At 71.6% G+C, this 24,058-nt stretch carries 22 protein-coding genes and 2 pseudogenes; 11 read left to right on the forward strand and 13 right to left on the reverse strand.

Annotated features, from left to right (window positions below; genetic code table 11):
* Positions 1-110 precede the first annotated feature (110 nt).
* Entirely contained in the window at positions 111-536 is a 426-nt protein-coding gene (locus tag AB0L59_RS36005) for a hypothetical protein (protein WP_365590927.1), read from the forward strand.
* A gap of 210 nt (positions 537-746) precedes the next feature.
* Here the strand turns inward: AB0L59_RS36005 and AB0L59_RS36010 are convergent, their stop codons facing one another.
* Positions 747-1,100 carry a VOC family protein gene (locus AB0L59_RS36010; protein ID WP_365590928.1) on the reverse strand — a complete coding sequence of 118 codons (354 nt, stop codon included), beginning with the start codon at positions 1,098-1,100 and terminating at the stop codon, positions 747-749.
* A 194-nt stretch (positions 1,101-1,294) separates the two neighbouring features.
* Between AB0L59_RS36010 and AB0L59_RS36015 the strand changes: the two genes are divergently transcribed.
* The 4 genes from AB0L59_RS36015 (at position 1,295) to AB0L59_RS36030 (ending at position 3,834) form a co-directional block, all read left to right on the forward strand.
* On the forward strand, positions 1,295-1,426 hold the full coding sequence (locus tag AB0L59_RS36015; RefSeq protein ID WP_365590929.1) for a hypothetical protein: 132 nt from the start codon (positions 1,295-1,297) through the stop codon (positions 1,424-1,426).
* A 259-nt stretch (positions 1,427-1,685) separates the two neighbouring features.
* Positions 1,686-2,186, forward strand: a complete 501-nt coding sequence (locus AB0L59_RS36020) for a helix-turn-helix domain-containing protein (RefSeq protein ID WP_365590930.1) — start codon at positions 1,686-1,688, stop codon at positions 2,184-2,186.
* 86 nt (positions 2,187-2,272) lie between these two features.
* Entirely contained in the window at positions 2,273-2,779 is a 507-nt protein-coding gene (locus AB0L59_RS36025) for an SRPBCC family protein (RefSeq protein WP_365590932.1), read from the forward strand.
* Complete coding sequence (locus AB0L59_RS36030; protein WP_365590934.1) at positions 2,779-3,834, forward strand: LLM class flavin-dependent oxidoreductase; 1,056 nt, start codon at positions 2,779-2,781, stop codon at positions 3,832-3,834. Before AB0L59_RS36025 ends, AB0L59_RS36030 begins: the two co-directional genes overlap by 1 nt.
* Before the next feature lie 220 nt (positions 3,835-4,054).
* On the opposite strand, the gene AB0L59_RS36035 is transcribed toward AB0L59_RS36030, so the two are convergent.
* From AB0L59_RS36035 to AB0L59_RS36060, 6 genes are all read right to left on the reverse strand, one after another.
* Complete coding sequence (locus tag AB0L59_RS36035; protein ID WP_365590936.1) at positions 4,055-4,915, reverse strand: class I SAM-dependent methyltransferase; 861 nt, start codon at positions 4,913-4,915, stop codon at positions 4,055-4,057.
* 416 nt (positions 4,916-5,331) lie between these two features.
* Positions 5,332-6,564: an FAD-dependent oxidoreductase gene (locus AB0L59_RS36040; RefSeq protein ID WP_365590938.1), complete on the reverse strand. Its 1,233-nt coding sequence runs from the start codon at positions 6,562-6,564 to the stop codon at positions 5,332-5,334.
* 61 nt (positions 6,565-6,625) lie between these two features.
* Positions 6,626-7,762: an XdhC/CoxI family protein gene (locus AB0L59_RS36045; RefSeq protein WP_365590940.1), complete on the reverse strand. Its 1,137-nt coding sequence runs from the start codon at positions 7,760-7,762 to the stop codon at positions 6,626-6,628.
* Positions 7,755-9,890, reverse strand: coding sequence for a xanthine dehydrogenase family protein molybdopterin-binding subunit (locus AB0L59_RS36050; RefSeq protein WP_365590942.1), 2,136 nt, complete (start codon positions 9,888-9,890; stop codon positions 7,755-7,757). Before AB0L59_RS36050 ends, AB0L59_RS36045 begins: the two co-directional genes overlap by 8 nt.
* Positions 9,887-10,879: a xanthine dehydrogenase family protein subunit M gene (locus tag AB0L59_RS36055; protein WP_365590944.1), complete on the reverse strand. Its 993-nt coding sequence runs from the start codon at positions 10,877-10,879 to the stop codon at positions 9,887-9,889. The genes AB0L59_RS36050 and AB0L59_RS36055 overlap by 4 nt, the downstream gene beginning before the upstream one ends.
* Positions 10,876-11,457, reverse strand: coding sequence for a 2Fe-2S iron-sulfur cluster-binding protein (locus AB0L59_RS36060; protein ID WP_365590946.1), 582 nt, complete (start codon positions 11,455-11,457; stop codon positions 10,876-10,878). The genes AB0L59_RS36055 and AB0L59_RS36060 overlap by 4 nt, the downstream gene beginning before the upstream one ends.
* 261 nt (positions 11,458-11,718) lie before the next feature.
* On the opposite strand from AB0L59_RS36060, the gene AB0L59_RS36065 reads away from it, so the two are divergent.
* The 3 genes from AB0L59_RS36065 (at position 11,719) to AB0L59_RS36075 (ending at position 14,585) form a co-directional block, all read left to right on the forward strand.
* A complete protein-coding gene (locus tag AB0L59_RS36065; RefSeq protein WP_365590947.1) occupies positions 11,719-12,297 on the forward strand; it encodes a TetR/AcrR family transcriptional regulator in 579 nt (192 codons plus the stop codon).
* 194 nt (positions 12,298-12,491) lie between these two features.
* Positions 12,492-14,192 carry a xylosidase gene (locus AB0L59_RS36070; protein WP_365590949.1) on the forward strand — a complete coding sequence of 567 codons (1,701 nt, stop codon included), beginning with the start codon at positions 12,492-12,494 and terminating at the stop codon, positions 14,190-14,192.
* Between the two features lie 177 nt (positions 14,193-14,369).
* Entirely contained in the window at positions 14,370-14,585 is a 216-nt protein-coding gene (locus AB0L59_RS36075; RefSeq protein ID WP_365590951.1) for a hypothetical protein, read from the forward strand.
* Between the two features lie 100 nt (positions 14,586-14,685).
* Here the strand turns inward: AB0L59_RS36075 and AB0L59_RS36080 are convergent, their stop codons facing one another.
* On the reverse strand, positions 14,686-15,012 hold the full coding sequence (locus AB0L59_RS36080) for a hypothetical protein (RefSeq protein WP_365590953.1): 327 nt from the start codon (positions 15,010-15,012) through the stop codon (positions 14,686-14,688).
* An 897-nt stretch (positions 15,013-15,909) separates the two neighbouring features.
* Between AB0L59_RS36080 and AB0L59_RS36085 the strand changes: the two are divergent.
* A pseudogene (locus tag AB0L59_RS36085) lies at positions 15,910-16,644 on the forward strand (aldehyde dehydrogenase family protein); the annotation flags it as partial.
* A gap of 21 nt (positions 16,645-16,665) precedes the next feature.
* Here AB0L59_RS36085 and AB0L59_RS36090 read toward each other — a convergent pair.
* From AB0L59_RS36090 to AB0L59_RS36105, 4 genes and pseudogenes are all read right to left on the reverse strand, one after another.
* Positions 16,666-16,875 (reverse strand): annotated as a pseudogene (locus AB0L59_RS36090) (Gfo/Idh/MocA family oxidoreductase); the annotation flags it as partial.
* Positions 16,872-17,876 (reverse strand): Gfo/Idh/MocA family oxidoreductase, encoded by a 1,005-nt coding sequence (locus AB0L59_RS36095; RefSeq protein ID WP_365590954.1) that lies wholly within the window; start codon positions 17,874-17,876, stop codon positions 16,872-16,874. The gene AB0L59_RS36095 and the pseudogene AB0L59_RS36090, both read right to left, overlap by 4 nt.
* 34 nt (positions 17,877-17,910) lie before the next feature.
* Positions 17,911-18,672: an SDR family oxidoreductase gene (locus AB0L59_RS36100; RefSeq protein ID WP_365590955.1), complete on the reverse strand. Its 762-nt coding sequence runs from the start codon at positions 18,670-18,672 to the stop codon at positions 17,911-17,913.
* Between the two features lie 17 nt (positions 18,673-18,689).
* Positions 18,690-19,868: a phytanoyl-CoA dioxygenase family protein gene (locus tag AB0L59_RS36105; protein WP_365590957.1), complete on the reverse strand. Its 1,179-nt coding sequence runs from the start codon at positions 19,866-19,868 to the stop codon at positions 18,690-18,692.
* A 108-nt stretch (positions 19,869-19,976) separates the two neighbouring features.
* Between AB0L59_RS36105 and AB0L59_RS36110 the strand changes: the two genes are divergently transcribed.
* The gene (locus AB0L59_RS36110) at positions 19,977-21,023 is read left to right on the forward strand and encodes a LacI family DNA-binding transcriptional regulator (RefSeq protein ID WP_365590959.1); all 1,047 of its coding nucleotides are present in this window, start codon (positions 19,977-19,979) and stop codon (positions 21,021-21,023) included.
* Between the two features lie 397 nt (positions 21,024-21,420).
* Here the strand turns inward: AB0L59_RS36110 and AB0L59_RS36115 are convergent, their stop codons facing one another.
* A complete protein-coding gene (locus tag AB0L59_RS36115; RefSeq protein WP_365590960.1) occupies positions 21,421-21,993 on the reverse strand; it encodes a helix-turn-helix domain-containing protein in 573 nt (190 codons plus the stop codon).
* A gap of 120 nt (positions 21,994-22,113) precedes the next feature.
* Between AB0L59_RS36115 and AB0L59_RS36120 the strand changes: the two genes are divergently transcribed.
* The gene (locus tag AB0L59_RS36120) at positions 22,114-22,554 is read left to right on the forward strand and encodes a nuclear transport factor 2 family protein (protein WP_365590962.1); all 441 of its coding nucleotides are present in this window, start codon (positions 22,114-22,116) and stop codon (positions 22,552-22,554) included.
* Positions 22,555-24,058 lie beyond the last annotated feature (1,504 nt).

Here is a 24,058-nt window from a genome sequence, read left to right on the forward strand (position 1 = left end):
CAGGGGCCCCTGCGGCGGTTAAGGGGTGACCTGTTCGGTGCCACTCGTCGACCGGTGTTCGGCAGCGGCCTCCCGTGGGGGGACCGGCCCGGCGCTGTACCGTGGCGCGCGTGAAGTCTCCGTGGTTCGAGTTCGACGACGAGGACGAGGTGTGCGGGGCGTTCCCACGCGAGGTCCTGCGCCTGGTCCGGGAACGCGCCGAACGATGGCCGTGCCCGCCCGGGTCGACGTATGTCCTGTTCTTCCCTGGGGGTGAGACCGAGGACGCGCCGGCGTCGGAACCGGACCTGATGCGTCTCGTCGTCGACCTGAGTCGGGAGGGGTCGATCTTCCAGGCGATCGGTGCGGAGGTGGAGGGCGACACGGCGCTGTGCACCGCGTTGCACATCTGCGACCTTGCGCCGACCGATGAACATGCCGACATCGTCGCCCGCGAGGCGAAGGGCTCGGCCGAGGAGCTCGCGGAATGCATCGCCGACTGGATCGGCGAGGTCCTGCACCGGCCGACGCTTCAGTACGACGGCCGCAACGGCTGAGCCTGCTGCCGGCCCTCCCGCGACCGGGGTCAGGACATGCCGGCGTGATGCGGGCCGGACGGTTCGGCAGTCGGTGAGGATGACGGGCACGGCGTCGGTGCGGGGCCGGTGGCATCGGGCATGCCGCCGGCGCGCGACCCGGTCCGGTCGTGCCTCACACCTCGCCGACCCGGCGGCCCCCAGCACTTCGCGCCCGGCGTGCGGACCCGGTCAGGCGGGCTGCCACAGCTCGACCCGATTGCCCTCAGGGTCGGTGACCCAGCCGAATCGACCGACACCCTCCATGTCCTGTGTTTCTTCGGCCACGTCCGCTCCCTTGGCGCGCAACTGCGCGAGCATCGCGTCCAGGTCGCGGACCCGGAAGTTGAGCATGGTGTGCTGGGCAGGGGACCCGAAGTAGTCGGTGCCGGACTCGAACGCCGCGAACACCGTCGGCCCGGTCTCCGGACGCCACAGTCCGTTCTCGTCGGCGTCCAGGCCCAGGCAGTCGCGATACCACGCGCTCAGGGCCGCCGGGTCGGCGGACCGCAGGAAGTACCCGCCGATTCCAAGCACACGTTCCATGCCGCCATCTTGCCAGGACGGCGACCGGCCCGGGCCGACACCCACCGCCCGCTTCCCCCAAGGGCGGCGTACCGGTCATTCGGTCGCTGTACGCCGGGTCGGCGGCCGGGCGCTGCCCGAGGAGACCGCCTTCCGGCCGACGGTGTCTCGTGGTAGGATGCGTCCGGTTTGCAACGCGTCGTCCCGTGCCGCTCGTGCCGCTCCTGCTGGGCACCGGCCTCGCCGCACCGCTGCCACCGCTGAGCGGCGCGCCAGTGCGCCACCTGACCGCCCCCGCGATCCGCACCCTGGCCGCCCCGGCACCGCGTTCCTGGCCCTGCGCCTGACGGCATGGAACGGCACGGCCGACCACCTCACAGGCATCGCCGACGCCTCCCTCGTCACCTGCCACCGGCTCACGCTCGGATTCGCCGCACCCTGCCTGGGCACCCTCACCGCACGCACCGCTCACCTGCCGGCCACGACCCTGCTGTGAGGCGGAGCGGGACCGACGACAGCGGCAGGTCACCCTCCGCGTCTGCGTCAGGTCCGCCCGGCGAACTCCACCTGCTGAGTTCTTTCGCGAGACTCCGTATCATCGGGAGCATGAAACGAACGTCGTTCGCCAACTGGCCGTGCTCCATCGCGCGCACCCTCGACCTGCTGGGTGACCCCTGGACGCCCCTCGTCGTGCGGGAAGCGTTCTACGGCATCCGCCGCTTCGACGAGTTCCAGCGGGAACTGGGCATCGCACGCAACACCCTGACCGACCGGCTGCGCCGCCTGGTGGACGAGGGAGTGCTGGAAAAGCGGCCCTACGACACCGAACCGCCGCGCTACGACTACGTCCTCACGGAGAAAGGGCGCGACCTGTTCACCGTAATGGCCACGATGTCCAGGTGGGGCGACCGATGGCTGGCCGGTGAGCAGGGCGTCCCGGTGGTGTTCCACCACGACGCCTGCGGCCACGACACCACGGCCGAGGTCGTGTGCTCCGCGTGCCGGCAGCCCCTGGTGGCCCGGGAGACGTCGATGCGGATGGGACCCGGCTATCCCGACCGACTCAAGCGCAGGCCCGATGTGCGACGCCGGTTCGGCGTGTCTTGATCACCATCACTCCTTTCCTCTTGACATGGTAAGTCTTATGAAGCAACTCTAGGCCGTGTTCCCCGACGGCAAGGAGGCCGACTGACGTGGAGTGGACCGGCGCACGCTATGCGGACAAACCCACGGTCGAGGTACGGACCTGGATCGACGCCCCGCCGGCACGGGTGTGGGCACTGGTCAGCGACATCGCCTTGATGCCGGCCAGGAGCGAGGAACTCCAGTCCGTCGCGTGGCTCGACGGTGCCGACGGACCGGCCGTGGGCGCCCGGTTCGTCGGCCACAGCAAGCACGAGGCGTTCGGCGAGTGGTCGACGACGTCGCATGTGATCGAGTGCGAACCCGAACGTGTCTTCGCCTGGGCGGTCCAGGACCCTGCGGACCCCTCCGCGATCTGGCGCTTTCGCCTGCGGCCCGAGAACGGCGGCACGGAGCTGTCGGAGTGGATGCAACTGGGGCCGGGGCGCTCCGGACTGTCGGTCGCGATCGAACGGATGCCGGAAAAGGAGCAGAAGATCGTGTTCGTACGGCTGCGCGAGTTCGAGCAGAGCATCGCCACCACTCTTGAGCACATCAAGCGGCAGGCGGAGGTGTGATGCGTACCGCGACCACCGTCGAGGCCTCGGGCGGCGAGAGCTGGGCGCAGACGGCGGACTTCGTCGTCGAGGCGGAAAAGCTGGGCCTGGACATCTGCTGGGTCGCCGAGGCCTGGGGCTCCGACGCCCCCTCGGCACTGGGCTACTACGCCGCGCTGACCGACCGGATGCTCCTGGGATCCGGTGTCATGCAGCTGGGCACGCGCACCCCGGCCGCCGTCGCGCAGACCGCCATCACGCTGTCCAACCTCTCCGGCGGACGCTTCCTGCTCGGCCTGGGGGCGTCGGGCCCGCAAGTGGTGGAGGGGCTGCACGGCGTGCCGTTCGCCCGGCCGCTGCGCCGCATGCGGGAAACCGTCGAGATCGTCCAGCGGCTGCTCGACGGCGGCAAACTCTCCTACTCGGGGGCCGAGTTCACGATCCCTCTGCCCGGAGGCAACGCAGTCCCCATGCGGCTGTCGATGCGGGCCGAGCACCGGGTCCCCCTGTATCTGGCCGCGCTGTCACCGGCCATGCTGCGTCTCACCGGGGAAGTCGCCGACGGCTGGCTGGGCACCAGCTTCGTGCCCGAAGGCGCGGACGGCGCCTACTTCGCCCACCTCGACGAGGGTCTGGCCCGCAGCGGCCGGGCCCGCGCCGACCTGGACATCTGCCAGGGCGCCGAGGTCGCGTTCGCACCCGACGAGGAGGCACTCCGCGCGATGACCGCCCGGCGCAAGAAGGAACTCGCCTTCAGTCTGGGCGGCATGGGCTCGGCGTCCACGAACTTCTACAACAACGCCTACAGCCGTCAGGGCTGGGCCGAGGTGGCCGCCGAGGTCCGCGAGCGGTGGCAGGCCGGAGACCGGGACGGCGCGGCGGCGCTGGTGACCGACGACATGGTCCTGGGCACGACACTGGTCGGCACCGAGGCCATGGTGCGCGAACGGCTCCGGGTGTGGCGCGCCGCGGGCGTGGACACCGTGCGCCTGTACCCGGCCGGGGACACCCTGGAGGACCGGCTCACCACCCTGGCCAGGGCGATCGAGCTGGTGCGCGAGGTCGACGGAGCCTGACGCAGGCGGTCCCGCCGGGAGGCGTGAGGGCTCGTCCGCGTGAGACGGACCCCGATGCCCACCCCGTCGGCCATCGACCGGCAAGGCGGCGATCCAGTGCCGCACCGCCCGCTTTCCGCCTCGTGCCCCAACTCGCCAAGGACCTCGGCCCAGCGGACCGCAGGGACGGACAGTGGAAGGCCGGCCCCCGCCACACGGGGGGGGCCGGTCTTCGTCGTGCTCAGTGCGCCGCGCGCACCGCCGAGACCAGTCCCCCGGTGCCCTCGTCCTGCTGCGACGGGGTGAGCACCGGACGCCCGTAGGCCTCGGCGCGCTCACGCAGGGTGAAGGTCTCCGCCTCCCAGCCGAGGCCGTCCAGCCAGCCGACCGGGTCCTCCGGCATCTCCGAGACCCACATCGACGCTGCCGATCCCGGAGCGGCGTCCTCGCGGAAGCGTTCGATCACACCGCGCGGGCCCAGTGTCAGGCCCATCCTGCTGCCTGCAGCGGACACCTCGCCGACCCGTTCGAGCAGCGACTGCACCGCGTCCTCGGGCAGATAGATCAGCAGTCCCTCGGCGATCCACACCGTCGGCTGCGCCGGATCGTGCCCGGCCGCGGCCAGGGCACCGGGCCAGTCCTCGCGCAGGTCGACCGGGACGGTGATCCGCTCGCAGCGCGGGACGGCCCGCTCCTGACGCAGCACCGAGTCCTTGAAGCCCAGCGGTTCGGCCGTGTCGACCTCGAACAGCCGGGTCCCCGCAGGCCAGTCCATCCGGAAGGCCCTGCTGTCCATCCCGGATCCGAGCAGCACGACCTGCCGGACGCCGGCCGCGACCGCCCGATCCAGCAGGTCGTCCAGGAACTTCGTCCGGATGACGATCGAGAAGGCCACACCGAGCCAGCGGCGCCGCGCCGCCTCGTCGGCGCGCGGGGGCCGCGGCGCCTCGGGGCCGATCCCGCCGGCCGTGGCGAAGGCCAGCGCCAGCGGGTCCCGGAACAGCGGTTGCTCGCGTGCCGTCTCCATCGCCCTCACCCGGGCCACGCGCACGGCTGTGGCCCACACCCCGGACGGCTCGACCCGGTCCGCCGCATCAGTCATGCGTTCAGCCTAGGCCACCGGGGCGTCACACCGACGTAGTGGGCAAGAGCGCTCCGGGGGCAGGTCAAGTGCCAGGCGCCGGCGACGCGTTCAGCGCCGCGCTGCCCCCGCCGGCCGTCAGCGCCGCCAGGACCATCTGCCCTGGGCAACGGCGCCGTCGCGGTGCCGCTCCCGGTCGCATCGATCGTCGCGGTGCCGGTGTCCTTCTCGGCGTCCTCCAGCGGTGACAGGTGGCCGGTACCGTCGAGCGCGGCGAGGGGGCGGTGCCGATCAGCGGCAGCAGGTGTGCCCGCAGGACATGAGGGGGCCCACCTCGTCCTCACCTTGCCCTCGCTGCCGGCCGTCTGGGCGGACAACCCGCCGTCTCGCGGCGATCGAGTCCCGACACGACGCCGAGGCCGGCACGGGACGGGAAGCTACCGGACGGCCGCAGCGGGTGGCCGTTCGCGAAGAGCCCCGTAGGCGACGAAGTACGCGGGCAGCCGGCGGAGCCATCGCGACTCGGCGAGCAGGTGCGCCAGGCGCCGGGCCCTCTTCGCGTTCCCGAGGGGTGACCGGCCCTGCAGGACGGGGGCGATGAAGCGGGCGTGCGCCATGCGCTGGAGCGTCTGTGTGACGACCGTGGCGGGACGGCGCCGGCGCTGCACTGCACGCAGGTCGCGGGGATGCACGGTGCCACGGCGGAGCGGCCCGGCGAGGTGACGGGCGGTGGCGACCGCGTCCTGCACCGCGAGGTTGATGCCGATGCCGAACACCGGGGACATCGCGTGCGCGGCGTCGCCGATGCACAACAGGCCGGGCCGGTACCAGCGGCGCAGCCGGTCCAGGCGTACGTCGAGGAGCCTGACCTCGTCCCAGGAGCGCACGGCGTGCGCGCGGTCGGCGAGCCAGGGAGCGGCCGCGGTGAACTGCGCCAGGAAGCGGTCCAGCCCGGCGGCGCGGCGCTCGGTGTCGGTGCCCTTGGGGATGAGCGCGGCGCACTGCCAGTAGTCGCCGCGGTCGATCATCGCGGTCAGGAAGCGGTCGCCGACCGCGCCGACGAGTCCGCGCGGGTCGTCCTCCCGTCGCGGCACGCGGAACCACCAGGCGTCCATCGGGCACGTGAAGCGGCGCAGGCGAAGTTCCGGCCGGGCGCGGGCCAGTGACCCCCGGCCGTCGCAGGCGACGGTGAGGGCGGCGCGCAACTCGCCGGTGCGGCCGCCGGCGGTCCGGTAGCGCACTCCTGCCACCCGCCCGGCTTCGGTCAGGAAGCCGACCGCTTCCGTGTTCATCCGCAGACGAAAGGACGGCTCGTGCCGGGCTTCGTCGGCGAGCAGGTCCAGCAGGTCCCACTGAGGCACGATCGCCACGTAGTTGTAGGGCCCGCGCAGCACCGTGAGGTCCGCGACGGTGACCGCCGGGCGACCGGCCCCGACCGGCAGCTGGACGGTGCGCACCCGGCGCTGCGGGAGCCGGGCGAAACGCTCGCCCAGACCGAGTTCGTCCAGCAGCGCCAGGGTGGAGGGATGGACGGTGTCGCCGCGGAAGTCACGCAGGAAGTCGCCGTGTTTCTCCAGCACCGTCACCTCGACACCGGCCCGGGCCAGCAGCAGCGCGAGCACCATGCCGGCGGGGCCGCCTCCCACCACGCAGCAGGTGGTCTGTTCCATGACAGTCCTGCCCTCCACGAGTAGGAGCAGTAATTCATCGGTCGATGAATAGCGTACTCCTTCAGGCGACCGCCGTCCTCCCGGGTTCGTCGCCGTCGTGGTGGATCGGCGTACGCGCACCGGTCAGGGGGACACCCGTGCCGCCGCGCCGGGCGGCGACGACTTCCGCCACGATCGACAGGGCGGTCTCCTCCGGTGTACGCGCGCCCAGATCGAGGCCGATCGGGGACCGCAGCCGGGCCAGCTCCCGTTCGCTGACGCCTTCGGCGCGCAGCCGCCGGTCGCGGTCCGCGTGGGTACGGCGGGAGCCCATCGCGCCGATGTAGGCCGCCGGCATGCGCAGGGCCGCCTTCAGCAGGGGCACGTCGAACTTCGCGTCGTGCGTGAGGACGCACAGGACCGTACGGGCGTCGGTCCCGGTGCGCCGCAGATAGCGGTGCGGCCAGTCGACCACGACCTCGTCGGCGTCGGGGAAGCGGGCCGGTGTGGCGAAGACGGGCCGGGCGTCGCAGACGGTCACGTGGTAGCCGAGAAACCTGCCCGCCCGCGCCAGCGCGGCCGCGAAGTCGACGGCGCCGAAGATGATCAGGCGGGGCGGCGGCACCTTCGACTCGACCAGCAGGGTCAGACCGCCCGGGCAGTGCGAGCCGTCCGCCGAGAGCTCCACCGTGCCGGTGCGGCCCGCCTCCAGCAGGGCCCGGGCCTGCGCCGCCGCCGTCCGGTCCAGGTCCGGGTGCCCACCGAGCCCGCCCTCGAAGGTGCCGTCGGCCCGGACCAGCAGGTCGCGGCCGTGGAGCTCGGCGGGGCCGCGGGCGACCCGGGCGAGGGCCACCGGCTCGCTCCGGCCGACGGCCGACAGAGCCGCCGCCAGGACCGGGCGAGCCGGTCCGGCCACCGGCGTGATCAGGACGTCGATCGTCCCGCCGCAGGTCAGCCCCACGGCGAAGGCGTCCTCGTCGCTGTATCCGAACCGTTCGAGCACGCTCCGTCCGGTCCGCAGCGCCTCGCTGCACAGGTCGTACACCGCGCCCTCCACGCACCCGCCGGAGACCGAGCCGATGACGGTGCCCGCGCTGTCGACGGCGAGCGCGGCGCCGGGACCGCGGGGTGCGCTCCCGCCGACCGCCACCACGGTCGCGACGGCGAACTCCCGGCCCTCCTCGATCCAGCCGCTCAGCTCCTGGGCGAGGTCAAGCATCCGGCGCCCCCGCGGCGGCCGACAGGACGCGGTCGGGCCGGATGGGCAGGCTGCGATGGCGTACGCCGGTCGCGTGCCAGACCGCGTTGGCGATGGCGGCCGCGGCGCCCACGATGCCGATCTCGCCGACGCCCTTGATGCCCACCGGGTCGTCCGGGTCGATGTCCTCGACCCAGTCGGCCTCGATCCGGGGCACGTCGGCGTGCGTCGCCACGTGGTAACCCGCGAGATCGGCGCCGACGTGGCCGCCCGAGGCCCGGTCGCGCACGGCCTCCTCGTGCAGGGCCATGGAGATGCCCCAGATCATGCCGCCCAGGAACTGGTTGCGCGCGGTGAGCGGGTTGACGATCCGGCCGGCCGCGAAGATGCCGAGCATGCGCCGCACGCGCACCTCGCCGGTGGTGACGTCCACGGCGACCTCGGCGAACTGCGCCCCGAAGGAGTGCCGTTCGGCCGCCGCGAGGGCGCCGATCGCCGCCGTGGTGTCGGACCGCACCGTGATGCCCTCCGGGGGTACGTCGGCTCCGAGAGCCAGCCTCTCGCGCAGGTCGCCCGCCGCGGCCCCGACGGCCCAGGACCACGAACGGGTGCCCATGGAACCGCCCGCGATCATCGCCGGCCCGAAGTCGCTGTCGCCGATGCGCACCCGGACTCGCTGCGGAGACACCTGGAGTGCGTCCGCGGCGACCAGGGTGAGCGCCGTACGGGCCCCGGTGCCGATGTCGGCCGCGGAGATCCGGACCGTGAAGGAGCCGTCCGGGTGCGCGGTCGCGGTCGCGGTCGAGGGTGCGGCGCCCGCCGGGAAGGAGGCCGCCGCGGTACCGGTACCGAGCAGCCAGCGGCCGTCCCGGCGCAGCCCGGGGCGCGGGTCCCGGTCCGCCCAGCCGAACCTGCGGGCGCCCTCACGGAAGCAGGCGGCCAGATTGCGGCCGGCGAACGGCAGGCCGGACACCGGCCCCTTGTCCGGCTCGTTGCGCAGGCGCAGCTCGATCGGGTCGATCCCGCACCGCTCCGCGAGTTCGTCGAGCGCCGACTCCAGCGCGAACGACCCCGGTGCCTCCCCGGGGGCACGCATGAACGTCGGGGTCGGTACGTCGAGCGGTACGACGCGGTTGGCGGTGTGGTGGGCGTCGGCGTCGTACATCACCCGGGCGACCCCGGCGCTCGGCTCGACGAACTCGTGCACGGTGGAGGTGAGGCTGATCGAGCGGTGTTCCAGTGCGCGCAGGCGTCCGTCGGCGCCGGCGCCGAGCCTGACGCGCTGGGCGGTGGGGCTGCGGTAGCCGGCCAGGCTGAACATCTGACGACGGGTCAGGACGACCCGTACGGGGCGTTGCAGGACGGTCGCGGCCATCACGGCGGCCACCTGGTGGGCGCGGACTCCCTTGCTGCCGAACCCGCCGCCGACGTGCTCGGAGCGTACGCGCACCGAGGCCGGATCCAGCGAGAAGAGATTCGCGAGTTCGGAGACGACCCAGGTGGCGCCCTGGTTGGAGTCGATCACCTCCAGCCGGCCGCCGTCCCAGCGGGCGGTCGCCGCGTGGGGCTCCATGGGGTTGTGATGTTCTTCGGGGGTGCGGTACTCGGCGTCCACGACGAAGGCCGAGGAGGCCAGTTCGGCGTCGAGGTCGCCCTTCTCCGTCACCCCGGGCTGGTGGCCGTCCACCGGGTGGGCGTCCGGGTGCTCGGCGGTCAACTCGACGTCGTGCGGCTCGCGTTCGTAGTGCACCACCAGCGCTTCGGCGGCCTCCCTGGCCTGCTCGGACGTCTCGGCGACGACCAGCGCCACGGGCCAGCCCAGGTGCGGCACCCGGTCGTGCTGGAAGACCGCACAGGTCGGATCCGGCTTGCCCAGCATGCCGTTGTACTCGGTGTCGACGCGCGGGGCGTTGCGGTGGTCCAGAACGGCGAGGACGCCCGGCATGGCGAGGACGGGGTCGGTGTCCAGGGCGCGGATACGGCCGCGGGCGACCGTGGAGAGCACCAGCCAGCCGTGGGCGAGCTCGGCGAAGGGCACCTCTCCGGCGTAGCGGGCCGCTCCGGTGACCTTGTCCCGCCCCTCGACCCGGGTGTGGGCCGTGCCGACGGAGGGCGTCTGTACAGGTGTTCCGGTGGTGAGGGTGCTCATCGCGCGGCCTCCTCGGCGAGTTCGGACAGGACGGCCACCACGAGGTTGCGCATCAGCTGCACCTTGTAGCCGTTGTGCGGCAACGGCCGCGCCGCCGCCAGCTCGGCGTCCGCCGCGGCGGCGTAGGTCTCCGCGGCGGCCGGCGCACCGATCAGGATCCGTTCGGCCTCGGCGGCCCGCCACGGGCGGGAGGCGACGGCGCCGAGCGCCAGGCGCGCGTCCCGTACGACGCCGTCACGGACGTCGAGCGCCGCGGCGAGGGAGCCGATGGCGAAGGCGTACGAGGCACGCTCGCGCACCTTGCGGTAGCGGGAGTTGGCGGCCACCGGGGCAGCCGGCAGGGTGACGCCGGTGATCAGCGCGCCCGGCGGCAGGGCGGTCTCGCGGTGCGGGGTGTCACCGACGGGCAGGTAGAAGTCGGCGAGCGGCAACTCCCCCGGTCCGTCCGCCGTTTCGAAGTGGACGACGGCGTCGAAGGCGGCCAGGGCCACCGCCATGTCCGAGGGGTGTACGGCCACGCAGTGGTCGGACGCGCCCAGGACGGCATGGTTGTGGTGCTCGCCCGTGAGAGCGGGACAACCGCTGCCGGGCACTCGCTTGTTGCAGGGCTGGGTGACGTCGGCGAAGTAACCGCAGCGGGTGCGCTGCAGCAGGTTCCCGCCGACCGTGGCCATGTTGCGCAGCTGACCGGACGCCCCTGCCAGCACCGCCTGTGCCAGCGCGGGAAAGCGGCGCCGGACCTCGGGGTGGGCGGCCAGGTCTCCGTTGGTGACGGTGGCGCCGATGCGAAGGCCGCCCTCGGGCGTCGCCTCGATCTCGTCGAGCGGGAGTTCGCGGATGTCGATGAGCCGGGCGGGTCGTTCGACGCCGGATTTCATGAGGTCGACGAGGTTGGTGCCACCGCCGAGGAAGCGCGTGTCCGGGTCGGCGCCGAGCAGGGCGACGGCGCCCGCTACGTCGGAGGCCCGCTGATAGCCGAACTCCCTCATGCGACGGCCTCCTTCGCGCTCGCCACGGCGTCGGTGCGCCCCTGGCTCGTCCGGTCCTCCGCCGCCCGGGCCACGGCCTCCACGATCGAGACGTACGCGCCGCAGCGGCACAGGTTGCCGCTCATCCGTTCCCGGATCTCCTCGGCGGTAAGGGGCGGCGGCCCGGCTTCGGGGCGGACGTCCTCGGTCACGGCGCTCGGCCAGCCCGCCGCGTGTTCGGCGATCACCCCGATGGCCGAGCAGATCTGTCCCGGGGTGCAGTAGCCGCACTGGTAGCCGTCCAGGTCGAGGAAGGCCTGCTGCACGGGGTGCAGCCGCTCGCCGTCGGCGACGCCTTCGATGGTGGTGATCTCGCGGCCCTCGGCCGCCACCGCCAGTTGCAGACAGGCCACGGCCCGGCGCCCGTCCAGCAGGACGGTGCAGGCCCCGCACTGCCCCTGGTCACAGCCCTTCTTGGTACCGGTGAGATCGAGGCGCTCGCGCAGTGCGTCGAGCAAGGTGGTGCGGTGGTCGACGGGCAGTGTGAACTTCTCGCCGTTGATCTTCAAGGTGATGACACTGGACGTCGATGAGGCCATGAGCTGCTTCTTTCGCATTTCCAGTACAGACGGGAGGGATCCGGCGGCTGGAGTGCCGCGCTGTGCGCAGGGTGCGTCGTGCGGGCCTGTGCCGCGACGTGCGGAGTGCTGGACGGAACAGCGGCAGCCGGCGACTGCCGTAGTGCCGCGTCCGCGGCTATGGTGGACGTAAGGGGACAGTTGTCCGCTACCTGGAAACGTAACGGACAGCTGTCCGCTTAGCAAGGGCGAGGTTCGGCCACGAACCCTCGAGGAGGACGAGTGCCGCAGCAGAAGGAACCCCCACGGCGCTCGGACGCACAGCGCAACCGCGAGCGGATCCTGGAGGTGGCACTCGCCGAACTGTCGCGGTGCGCCAACACCCCGCTCAGCGTGATCGCCAGGAAGGCCGGTGTCGGACAGGGCACGTTCTACCGCAACTTCCCCAATCGCGAGTCACTCGTCCTCGAGATCTACCACCACGAGATGCAGCAGGTCGCCGGCACCGCCGCGCACCTGCTCGCGACCCGGGCACCCGACGAGGCCCTGCGCGCCTGGATGGACCGGCTGGCCAGGTTCGCCATGGCCAAGGCCGGAATGGCCAACGCCATCCGCCAGGTCACCAGCGTCCCGGGCGGCCCGGCCAAGCCGTCCCCCACGCCGGTCACGTCCGCGGCGGAACTCCTGCTCCGCGCCAACGAGGAAGCCGGCACCATCCGGCCAGGTGTCACCATGGACGATTTCATGCTGGCGATCGCGGGTTTGTGGCAACTCGACCCGAACGACGACTGGCAGCCGCGCGCCGCCCGGCTCCTCGACCTGGTCATGGACGGCCTGCGCAGCGGGGCGCCCGGGCGCTGAGCGCCGCCCTGCCGACAGGCGGCGTCGACGGCGGGACGTTCCACCGCATTGTCCGCATGTGACTTCCGCGCCTTGACGTCCAGTCAGCCTCACGACTTAACTCATGACTTGAAATTTGCTGCGCTCCCCACCGGCACTCCTCGCTCGGTGTCCCTCCACGATGGCCCCCGATCCCCCACCCAACGGAGCCCGCCATGCCGAACTCCCACCGCACACCGATCTGGACGCGCCGCAGAGTGCTCGGCACTACCGCCGGCGCCACCGCCGCGGCCGCGCTCGGCGGGTTCGGTCTCGCGCGGGCCGCCTCGGCAGTCTCCACGAGTGCCACCGTCGGCACCCCTGGCGACGTGGTCGGCAAGGTCACCGTCGGCTACCAGGGATGGTTCGCCTGCAAGGGCGACGGCGCGCCGATCAACGCCTGGTGGCACTGGGCCCCCAACAGCGCCCAGACCCCCTCACCCTCCAACAACGGCATCAAGGCCTGGCCCGACGTCCGCGACTGCACCAGGACGTACCCGACGGCCTTCGCCAACCTCGGCAACGGCCGGACGGCGTCCCTGTTCTCCTCGTACGACCAGCAGACCGTCGACACCCACTTCCTGTGGATGCAGCAGTACGGCATCGACACCGCGGCGCTCCAGCGCTTCAACCCGACCGGCGGCGAGGGTCCGACGCGGGACGACATGGCCGGGAAGGTGCGCAGCGCCGCCGAGTCGTACGGGCGGAAGTTCTACATCATGTACGACGTCAGCGGCTGGACCGGCATGCAGTCGGAGATCAAGGCCGACTGGACGAACAAGATGTCGGCGCACACGGCGAGTCCGGCGTACGCGATGCAGAACGGCAAGCCGGTCGTGTGCATCTGGGGCTTCGGATTCAACGACGCCAATCACGCGTTCAGCGCGGACGCCTGTCTCGACGTCGTCAACTGGTTCAAGAACCAGGGCTGTTACGTGATCGGCGGCGTGCCGACCTGGTGGCGTACGGGCACCAGCGACTCGCGTTCCGGCTTCGCCGACGTCTACCACGCGCTCAACATGATCTCGCCGTGGATGGTGGGCCGGATCGGCACCGTCTCCGACGCGGACAACTTCTACACCAACGCGACCGTGCCGGATCTCGCGGACTGTGCCGCGCACGGCATCGACTACCAGCCGTGCGTGCTGCCCGGCGACGTCTCCGCCCGTCAGCGGGCCCACGGCGACTTCATGTGGCGGCAGTTCTACAACATGGTCCGGGCCGGAGTGCAGGGCATCTACATCTCCATGTACGACGAGTACAACGAGGGGAACCAGATCGCCAAGACGGCCGAGTCGCAGGCCTGGGTGCCGACGAACTCGGGGCTGCTCGGCCTCGACGAGGACGGCACCGCCTGCTCCGCCGACTACTATCTGCGTCTGACCGGCGACGGCGGCCGCATGCTCAGGGGCGACCTCGCCCTGACCGCCACCCGCCCCACCCAGCCCTACGTCAACGGCACCTCCGCAGGGGCCCCGGCCACCGCCACGGTCACGCTCAAGGCGCGGGCCAACAGCAAGTTCGTCACGGCCGAGAACGCCGGAGCCAAGGCCCTGATCGCCAACCGCGACACGGCCGGCTCGTGGGAACGGTTCGACCATATCGACCTGGGAGGCGGCAACATCGCCCTGCGCTCCCGCGCGAACGGTTGTGTCGTCACCGCGGACGACGCGGGCGCCTCAGCCCTGATCGCCAACCGCACCGCCGTCGGCGGCTGGGAGACCTTCCAGCTGGTGAAGAACTCCAACGGCACGGTCAGCCTGCTCGCCGCGGCCAACGGCAAGTACGTGACGGCCGAGAACGGCGGGGCCGACCCGCTCATCGCCAACCGCACGGCCATCGGGACGTGGGAGCAGTTCGACCTGGCGACGGTCTAGGCACGGGCCCGGATACCGCCGGGGGGAGACGCCGACAGCGGGCGCGGCGCCCCCTGGCGGGGTGAGCGGCGGGGCCATCAGGGTGTTCTCAGGCGGTGTCGCAAGGCCGGCGCGGCCCCCCTTGGCCATCCTGGGCCAGGAGTGGCACGCACCCTTCGCTGCGACAAGGAGCACGATATGCCGGCGGATACGGTCGGACGATTCCTGGCGGCCCTGGACCCGGAGCACCGGAAGTCCATCAGCGCCAAGCCACGTGAGGAGCAGGAGCAGCTCGCGGCGGCCTGGGAGCGGGAACTGGAAGCGGATGACGAGCTCGACACCCTCGACGAGCTGTCCCCGCCGGCGGCGGAGGCCGAGGCGGCCCGCCGCGTCCTGGAGCGCGAGACCCGATAGAAGCCCTCCCTCCGGGTGACCACCAGGGTGAGAGGCGCTCTCTGACCGATCGTGGTCAGGGTCCGGGAACGGGGAACCGGACCTGGACCAGTGCGGCGGCCTACCGGGCGGTGCCGAGGTGGGCGGCCTGCTGGCCGGCAGGTGCTCGTACGGCCCGGCCGTCCACCACCTTGGCGCCGGCCTGGTGGGGTGCGACGTCGATGTGGAGGCTGCGGGCGGCCTGCCGGCGCGGGCCCGTGCAAGGCGGGGCGGTGGGGACGGTGATCAGGGAGCCGATGCGGGCGGTGAACACATCGCCGCCATCGGACGGGAGGGGGAGCTGGTCGCCGACGTGGTCCCGGCACAGGGTGCCGGAGGTCTCCGGGAGAATGAGCTGGATCGCGGCGGCCGAGGAGCGGGCGGGGTCAGGCCAGGTGCGCGGTCGCATGCGATGCCGGCGGCGGTGCGTCGCAGGTCGATGCCGGTGGCCAGGCGAACCAGCTGACCCCCAGGGCGCGGATTGCGGCCCGTGCCGCCGGGGGCGACCACGTGGACCCGAGGATCGGCGGCGTCGACCGAGTGGGCCAGTTCCGCGAAGCACGGCGGGTCGCCGACGGTCTTGCGGGTGACCGCGACCACGGTGGTCTCAGCGGTGGGTGACGCACTCGGCCGACACCTCGGGCCCGTCGGGAGACTCCTCGTCCAGCACACTGGTGTTCTCCCGCCCCGCGACGGTGGGCTCCGTCAGCAGCGAACTCGTACGCGGCGGTGATCGGTTCGCGCGTGTCGGCGCGGATGACGCCGATGCCGGCGGCTGTGTGGCCTCCTTCAGCACGACCGGCGAACGGGGTGCGTGAGGTGGTCTCGTTGCGGATCGGCCCACGTGAACACGCCTGCGTCGGCGGCTGCGGCGACCACGACGGCAGGACGGTCGGGCAGGACGGTCGGGCAGGAATGCCGGCGGCGGATGACGTGCAGGCCCTCGACCCCGTCCGGCCGGCGCCGGCGCAGGGCCTCGACCAAAGCCTCCATCGGTGTCGTTGCGCACCCGTCTGCGCAGCGTCTCCGCGTCGGGGTGTCCACTCCAACGGACCAGCCTCACGGGAGTGATCCACACCCCTGCGCGCGCACCGGCGGTGCGGATGATGAAAAAAAGATGCATCCAATGACGTAATAATGATGGATTCCGCCTCTTCAGTTATGCCCTGCGGCCCACCTACCGTTGCGCCCATATAAACGGCCTGGCCGTTGGCTGACCAGTACTTCTTCGACCTTGCGAGAGGTCTTTCGGGAGCTTCTCGGAGAGCCACGGACCAGCCTTGACGGTTTCTGGAGGGAGACGGCAATGGCGCCTGCGGAACTACTCATCGGAAGCCGGTGGCAAGCGTCGACAGGGCCCGGACGGACCTGGGACGTGACCTCGCCCTTCGACGGCAAGACCGTCGGCACCGTGGCGGTGGCCGGCCCCGAGGACGTCGAGGCGGCCCTGGCGGCGGCTGAGCGGGGCGCGGCCGTATGGCGGCACACACCCGCTCACGAGCGGATGACGATCCTGCTGCGTGCGGCGGAACTCGCCGACCACCGGGCCGCCGAGATCGCGCGGACCATCAGCGCGGAGTCGGGCAAGACCATCACCGAGGCCACCGGCGAGGCGTCACGGTCCGGGGACCTGATCCGGCTCGCGGCCTTCGAGGGCACCCAGCTCTACGGCGAGACGCTGCCGTTGGACGCCAACCGCGGCACCGGGCAGGACAAGGTGGGCTTCACGCTGCGCCAGCCGTGCGGCGTCGTGGTCGCCATCACGCCGTTCAACTACCCCGCGCTGCTCGTGCTGCACAAACTGGCGCCCGCGCTCGCGGCGGGCAACGCGGTCGTGCTCAAGCCGGCCACCTCGACCCCGCTGACCGCGCTGGCGCTCGCCGAGTGCTTCGTGGACGCGGGACTGCCCGAGGGCGTGCTGTCGGTGCTCGTCGGCTCCGGCGGAGTACTCGGGGACGCCCTCGTGACCGACCCCCGGGTACGGAAGATCTCCTTCACCGGCTCCATCACGACCGGCGAGCACATCGCACGCGTCGCCGGGGTGAAGAAGCTCTCCGTAGTCGACCTCGACCTCCGGGTCGGCGACGAGGTCGGCGTAGGAGCCGGCCACCCGCTCCACGCCGTGCGTGGCGGCGAAGGCCTCGGCCCGGCCCCGGTCGCGGGCGGCCACCGCGACGAGGCGGTGACCACCCGCACGAGCGGGCCCCACGATCGACAGTTCGGCGATCCGCGCGGCGCCCAGGACGCCGATCCGCAGGGGTTCGTGCCTCATCCCTTGCGGACCTCGTCGAGCCGTACGGGCCGGTGCTCGCGGAGCGAGAGGGTGCACGCCTCGGCGATCCAGCTCGCCTCGACGGCGTCCGCGACCGTGCACGGGGAGGTGCGGGTGCCGGCGACGACCTCGGTGAACGCGGTGAGTTCGGCGCGGTAGGCGGCGGCGAAGCGGTCCATGAAGAAGTGGTGCGGGGCGCCGGCCGGGAAGGTGGCGCCCGGTTCGACGGAACGCAGCGGCAGCTTGTCCTCCAGGCCGACCGCGATGCTGTCCTTCATGCCGTGCAGTTCCAGACGCACGTCGTAACCGCGGGCGTTGTGGCGGGAGTTGGAGATGACGGCGATGGTACCGTCGTCCAGGGTGAGCAGGGCCGACGCCGTATCGACGTCGCCGGCCTCGAGGATGTAGTCGGCGCCCCGGTTGCCGCCCGTCGCGTACACCTCGACCACCTCGCGGCCGGTCACCCAGCGCACGATGTCGAAGTCGTGCACGCTGCAGTCGCGGAAGATGCCGCCGGAGACGGCGACGTAGGCGGGCGGCGGCGGAGCGGGGTCGAGAGTGGTGGATCGTACGGTGTGCAGGTCGCCGAGTTCGCCGCTCACCACGGCCTGTCGTGCGGCCACACAGCCCGCGTCGAAACGCCTGTTGTAGCCGATGTGCACCTCGACACCGCTGCCCCGCACCGCACGCAGCACCTCCAGGCTCTCCTCGACGCCGCGGGCCACGGGCTTCTCGCAGAAGACCGGGACGCCTGCCTTGACGGCGGCGAGGATGAGTTCGGGGTGCGCGTCGGTCGCGGCGGCGATCACGACGCCGTCGACTCCGGCGGCGAGCACCGCTTCGGGGGAATCCACCGCGGTGGCCCCGAACCTTTCGGCGGCCGAGGCGGTGGCCGCGGCCACCGGGTCGGTGACCACCAGGGAGTCCACCGCGTCCAGCCCGGCGAGGGTCTCCGTGTGGAAGGCGCCGATCCGGCCCAGTCCCATGATCCCTATACGCATGTGAATCTTCTTTCCTTCTCCTCGACGGAGCGGCTCAGTCCTGGCCGCCGAAGACGATCTGGTCCCAGTCGATGACCGAACCGGTCACCACCCCGCTGCGCTCGGACAGCAGGAAGACGACGAAGTCGGCGATCTCGTCGACTTGGCCGAGCTTGCCCATGGGCTGCGCCGCGGCGGCCTTCTCCCGCCAGTCGTCGTCGGCTCCGTGGAAGGCCCGCTGGACGGCGTCCTCGCCCTCGGTGTCCGTCCAGCCGATGTTGAGGCCGTTGATCCGGATCTTGTCCCAGCGGTGGGCGTGGGCGGCGTTGCGGGTCAGCCCGGCGAGTCCGGCCTTGGCCGCGGAGTACGGCGCCAGAAAGGGCGGCCCGCCGTGGGCGCAGTTGGAGATGATGTTGACGATGGCGCCGGGCGCCTTGCGGCCCCTCATGTCGGCCACGGCCGCCTGCATCGCGAAGAACGGCGCCCGCAGGTTGATCGCGATGTGCTGGTCGAAGAGCTCCGGTGTGGTGTCGAGCAGCGAGCCGCGCGATGTCAGCCCGGCCGCGTTGACCAGGCAGTCGACGCGCCCGTGAGCGTCCACGGCGTGTACGACGCTGTCGCGCGCCTGGGCCGGATCGGCCAGGTCCGCACGTACGAAGCGGGCGCCCGCGTCCGCCGCGAGCTTCTCGCCCACCTCGGGCCGCCGTCCGGTGAAGACGACGCTCGCGCCCTCCCGTACGGCCGCCTGCACGATGCCCGCGCCGACGCCCTGGCTGCCGCCGTTGACGAGGACGACCTTGTCCTCAAGCAGTCCCATGAGTTGCGGTGTTCCCTTCATCTGTGGCGGCGCTTGGCGGCCGCCTGCAATTCCTCGCTCAGCCGCTCGGGGGCCCAGCCCTCGACGACGGCCTGCCAGACGGTGTCCGCCTGCGAGGGCGGTGCAAGACCGTCGACCGGGGGGTCGAGGTCCAGGTTGGTGGGGAAGGGGTAGCCCTCGGCGGTGGCGGCGACCACGCGGCGCAGCCAGTCCTCCGGGACCCCCTCGGCCTTGCGGCGCAGCAGCACCGGGAAGAGCGCGTTGGCCATCGCCTCGCGGTCCACCGTCTCCATCGCGCGGCCGAAGGCGGAGGAGATCTGCAGCAGGTTGGCCATGCGCCGGATGCCGGCGGAGCGGTTGTGTCCGGCGGCGTGGAAGAGCGCCGGGTTGAAGAAGACCGCGTCGCCCTTCTCCAGGGGGAGTTGGACGTGGTGGGCGTCGAAGTACTCGACGAACCGCGGGAGCCGCCAGGCGAGATAGCCGGGCCCGAACTTCTGTGAGTGCGGCAGGTAGAGCGTCGGGCCGGACTCGACGGGCATGTCGATGTGCGCCACCGCGCCCTGCAGGGTCAGCACCGGAGAGAGCCGGTGGACGTGCGCGGGGTAAGCCGCCGCCTGCTCCCGGGTGAGGAAGCCGAGGTGGTAGTCACGGTGCACGTGCTGCGCGGCGCCGCCCGGGTTGACCACGTTGACCTGCGAGGTCACCTGATAGGCGGGGCCGAGCCAGGCCTCGGAGATCAGCGCGACCATGTCGTTGGCGTAGTAGTCGGCGAACACCTCCGGTACCCGTACGGCCACCTTGTCCAGGGCGTTCCAGACGCGGTCGTTCGCGCCGGGCCCGGCGAAGTGGTCACCGCGGGCCGCGCCGGTGGCGCGCTCCTCCTCGATCAGCGCGCGGAAGGCCGCGGACGCCGCGTCCACGACGGCCGCGTCGGTGAAGGCGCGCTTGAGGACGACGATGCCCGGCCCGTCCAGCAGGGCCCGGACCAACTCGTCCTGCACGCCCCGACGGCCGTCCGGGGTGGCCGACAGGGAGCGGAGCCGTTCGCTGTCGTAGAGCGGGACGTTCTGCTCGACCCGCTCGGCCGAAGGGTGGTCGGCGGGGTCCGTGCGCTGCTCCACGAGTGAGCGGAACACTTCGAGATCACAGTCCGCCTCGGCCAGCCAAGTCCGCGCTCCCGCGGCGGTGCTGGACATCCGGGTCCTTTCGCAGTCCGTGCATTTCTGCCAGTCTTGAGAACCAGAACCCATCATTCAATGCCTATCAGTACATCAAAAACCCATCACCGGCTCTTGAGATCACTCATGCGACACCGCTACCCGATCAGGGAAATCGCCAGGCAGGCCGGACTGAGCACGGCCACGGTCGACCGCGTCCTCAATCAGCGGGGCAACGTGACAGAGAGCACCATCAGGGAGGTCCACCAAGCCATCAAGGACCTGGACCGCCAGCAGAGCCAGGTCCGGCTCGGGGGCCGCCCTTTCATGATCGACATCGTCATGCAGGCCCCGCAGCGGTTCTCCACCGCCGTCCGGGAGGCACTCGAAGCCGAACTGCCCTCCCTGCATCCCGCTCTGGTGCGCTCGCGCTTCCACTTTCGCGAAACCTGCCCTCCCGCCGACCTGATCGGTACCCTGAACAAGATCGCGAAGCGTGGGTCACAGGGCGTGATCCTCAAGGCCCCCGACGAGCCGGAGATCTCAGCAGCAGTCGGTCGGCTGGTCGCGGCCGGCATCCCCGTCGTCACGCTGGTGACCGACCTCCCGCACAGCGCACGCCTGGCGTACGTCGGCATCGACAACCGCGCGGCCGGCGCCACGGCCGCCTACCTCCTCGGGCAGTGGCTGGGCAAACGGCCCGGCAACGTGCTCACCACCGTCAGCCGGGGCTCCTTCCGAGGCGAGGAGGAACGCGAGATGGGCTTCCGAAGCGCGATGCGCCTCGCCGACCCCAGACGATCCCTGGTGGAGGTCACCGACAGCGACGGCCTGGACGCCACCCAGCACGACCTCGTTCTGGAGGCGCTCAAGCGGGACGAGGACATCATCGCCGTCTACTCGGCGGGCGGGGGCAACCTCGCCACCCTCGACGCCTTCGACGCACTCGGGCGGGAGTGCGCGGTGTTCATCGGCCACGACCTCGACCACGACAACACCCGGCTGCTGCGCGAGCGCCGCCTGTCCGCGGTCCTCCACCACGACCTGCGCCAGGACATGCGACGCGCCTGCCAGATCATCATGCGCGCCCACAAGGCCCTCCCCGACGACGGCCCGTCGCTGCCGTCGGCGATCCAGGTGGTCACGCCGTTCAACATGCCACCGGGTGCTCCGTCCGTGCCGGTCACCGACTGAAACCCACTGCGAGCCTCCGCTCGGACCGTACACTCCATCGACACCGCGGGCTCCTACGGTCCACGCGTCGGCGAGGAACTCCTCTGCAGGGCACTGGACCCCTACCCGGCGTACGTGGTGATTCGCCACCAAGGGCGGGCTTCCCACCCGGGACCTCGCGACGCCGTCGAGCGGTGCATCCTCCGCCTGAGGCAATGGCGCGGTACGCCACCCGCCTTGGGAAGACCGCGACCATCTACCTGGCCGGGCTCCACATCCGAGGCGGATCGAGACCGCCCAGTTGGACGTCTACCTCGATGATCGATCCCAAGGGTTCGGTCGGGCAGCGCCGATAGTCGCGACTGCGGTCCGACTCGCGCTTTGCTGCACACGGTCCGGAGAAGCGCGACGCCGTTGGTCAGCGTGGCCGCAGCCCGTCGAAGACCACGTCGAAAACCCGCTGCTGGGCCGCCGGATCGCCGTCGAGGTGCTCCATCGTCGTACTGGTGCCGGCCAGCAGGGCGATCACTTCGGGCAGGCCCAGTTCCGGGCGGACGGCCCCGGCCTGCCGCGCCCCGTCCAACAGCACGGCCAACTGCGCCCGGATCACCTCGCTGGACTCCCGCAGAGCCGCGTGCGCGTCCACACCGGCCACGGCGAGTGCCCGGGCGAACTCGTTCTTGCCCGCGGACTGCTCGACCACCAGGCGGAAGCAGGCGAAGAAGGCATCGGCGGGTTCGGCCTCGGCGGCCAGCTGCGCGGCCTGACTGGCAATCGCCTCCAGCCTGCGTACCATCACGGCCTCCAGCAGTGCTTCCTTGGTCGGGAAGTGGCGGAAGAGTGTGCCGACCCCGACCCCGGCTGTCCGGGCGATCTCCTCGGTCGGCACGCCGACCCCGCGGGTGGTGAACACCTCCGTGGCGACGTCCAGCAGCCTGGCGCGGTTGCGGGCCGCGTCCGCCCGCAGCGGGCGCTCCCTGGTGCCGCTCATTGCTCCCACCCTTTCCCGTCGACCGCGGAGTCGGCGCTGGACAACCGGAGTGTCCAGTCCGTATCGTCGAAAACGGATTCGCTAGTCCGATTCTAGCGACGGATCCCGCTGGGGATGATCATGTCCGAAACGCGGTCACCGCGCGAGGTCTTCCAGAAGCCGCTCGAGGACATCGGCGCCGGGCGGCTCTCGGAGCTGGCCCGGCTCTATGCCGAGGACGCGGTGGTGGAGACCGTCTTCGAGCCGGTCGGGCCTCGCCGCATCCAGGGGCGGGCCGCGCTCGAAGAGCGGTTCGCGGAAGTCGCCGCAAGCAGTCCCGTGGAGCTGACCCCGGCGAACGTGGTGATCCGGGAGACCGACGACCCCGAGGTGGTCGTCGCCGAATGGGACTACCAGGTGCGCCACCGGGTGACCGGGCGGACCTTCGAGTCCGCCGACATCCAGGTGCTGCGGGTCCGTGACGGACTGATCGTCCATAGCCGGGACTTCCGCGACCACCTGGCCCTCATCGTGGCCGGCGGCGCCCTGCCGCAGCTGGTGGCAGCGCTGGACGGCAAGTAGCGCGAGTGCGGCGCTGCGAGTCGCAGGCTCCGTGCCACGGGCGTTGACCGCGGCGCGTTCGCCGACGGCGGCCTCGATGGGACTCACTGCCAGGACGGCCGCACCGCCCGCCCGCGCCGAGCGGACGGCGGCCCTCGCAGGTCAGTGATCGCGGGCGGTCGGCGACCGTTTGACGGCCACGAGGCCGAGCCCCCACATGAGCCCGCCGCGCCGTCGCCCTCAAGGGCTCAGGGACGCTGTCGTCCCTGCTCGCAAAGTCGCGATCTACAGCTGGAGTACCGGTACTCCACCAGCGTTTCGCTATCCGGTCTGGTGAGGGGCATCGTTCGGAGCCGAGTGGGCTGATGGTGCGTCAGGGGCAGGCCGAGCGGGAATCGCGCGGAGAACGCAGTCGGCGTCCCATGGCAGTAGATCGAGGCGAGACTCTTCGAGTGAAAAACCGGAGCAAGGCCACCTGACCGGCGGTTCGCTGGTTGTTGGGGGGATCTCCAGATCATACCTTCAACTCCAGCGCTCACAGCGGCGGCGCCCGTACACAGAGTTCGTCCAGATGTACCGCAGACCACAAAGCCAAGAGGAACAGTCATGCGTCTGATCCGCTGCGCTCTCGCTGCCGCGACGGTGGCGGCCTCCGCCTCAGCCATCGGCCTGCCCCTCTTCTTGACGGACTGGATGCCCGAGAGTTCCGATGCCACGCAGGTCCGGATGGTCAGCGCCCCCGGCATCGCACGGAGCAAAGCCGAGTCGCCCCAGCCACCCTTCACGATTCCGGGCCCGCAGGTATCACCGCCCCCCTGTTTCAGCTACGGCGGCCCCTACTGCGGCTGGGTGGCGACATACTGGGGCGGCTGCGACAAGGAATGGGGCCTGAGTTACGGATTCAAAAACCCTGACTGGATCTGCCCCCACGACCCCCGCCCGAGCCCCTCGGCCACACCCAGTCCCTCGGACACGTCGGCCTCCGCCGGGAGCAGCAGTTCGCCGGCCGCGCTCAGCCGCTTATCCTGGCGGAACCGCTCGGTCAAGCCCAACCGGTCCGCCAAGCTCGACCCCACGACCACATCCGGCCCCCTCGGACACCACGGCCACCGCCGGAAGCAGCAGTTCCTTCAGACCGGTCCCGCCGAAAGACCTCCGGCGACCCGTGACAGCGGTGGTGCGCACCCGCCGGTGGCGGTCGAACCTCAGGGGCAGCCGAGGGAAGACGACCTGGCCGGCTCCCGTACCGCTCTCCGCACCGGCGTCGGCCGGCCGGTACCGGACCGTGCCTTCCAGGCCGACTACGTGGCAAGTCTTCTGCAAGCCGTGAATCCGGCGGCGGAGGTCGACGTCTTCGCCTGCCCGACCGCCGCGTGGTCCGCGGGGCGGGACTGCAGGGATGCGGCGCCGTACCGGCGTGTCCGGCCCGGCTGCCTCCCTGTAGGCCGGCTGTTCATCTACGGGTACGAGGGGGCCGACAGGGCACCAGGCTGCTGATCCGACGCGACGTCAGGGACCGAGAGTG

It is taken from the genome of Streptomyces sp. NPDC052109 (assembly GCF_040680195.1).
Classification (GTDB): Bacteria; Actinomycetota; Actinomycetes; order Streptomycetales; family Streptomycetaceae; genus Streptomyces.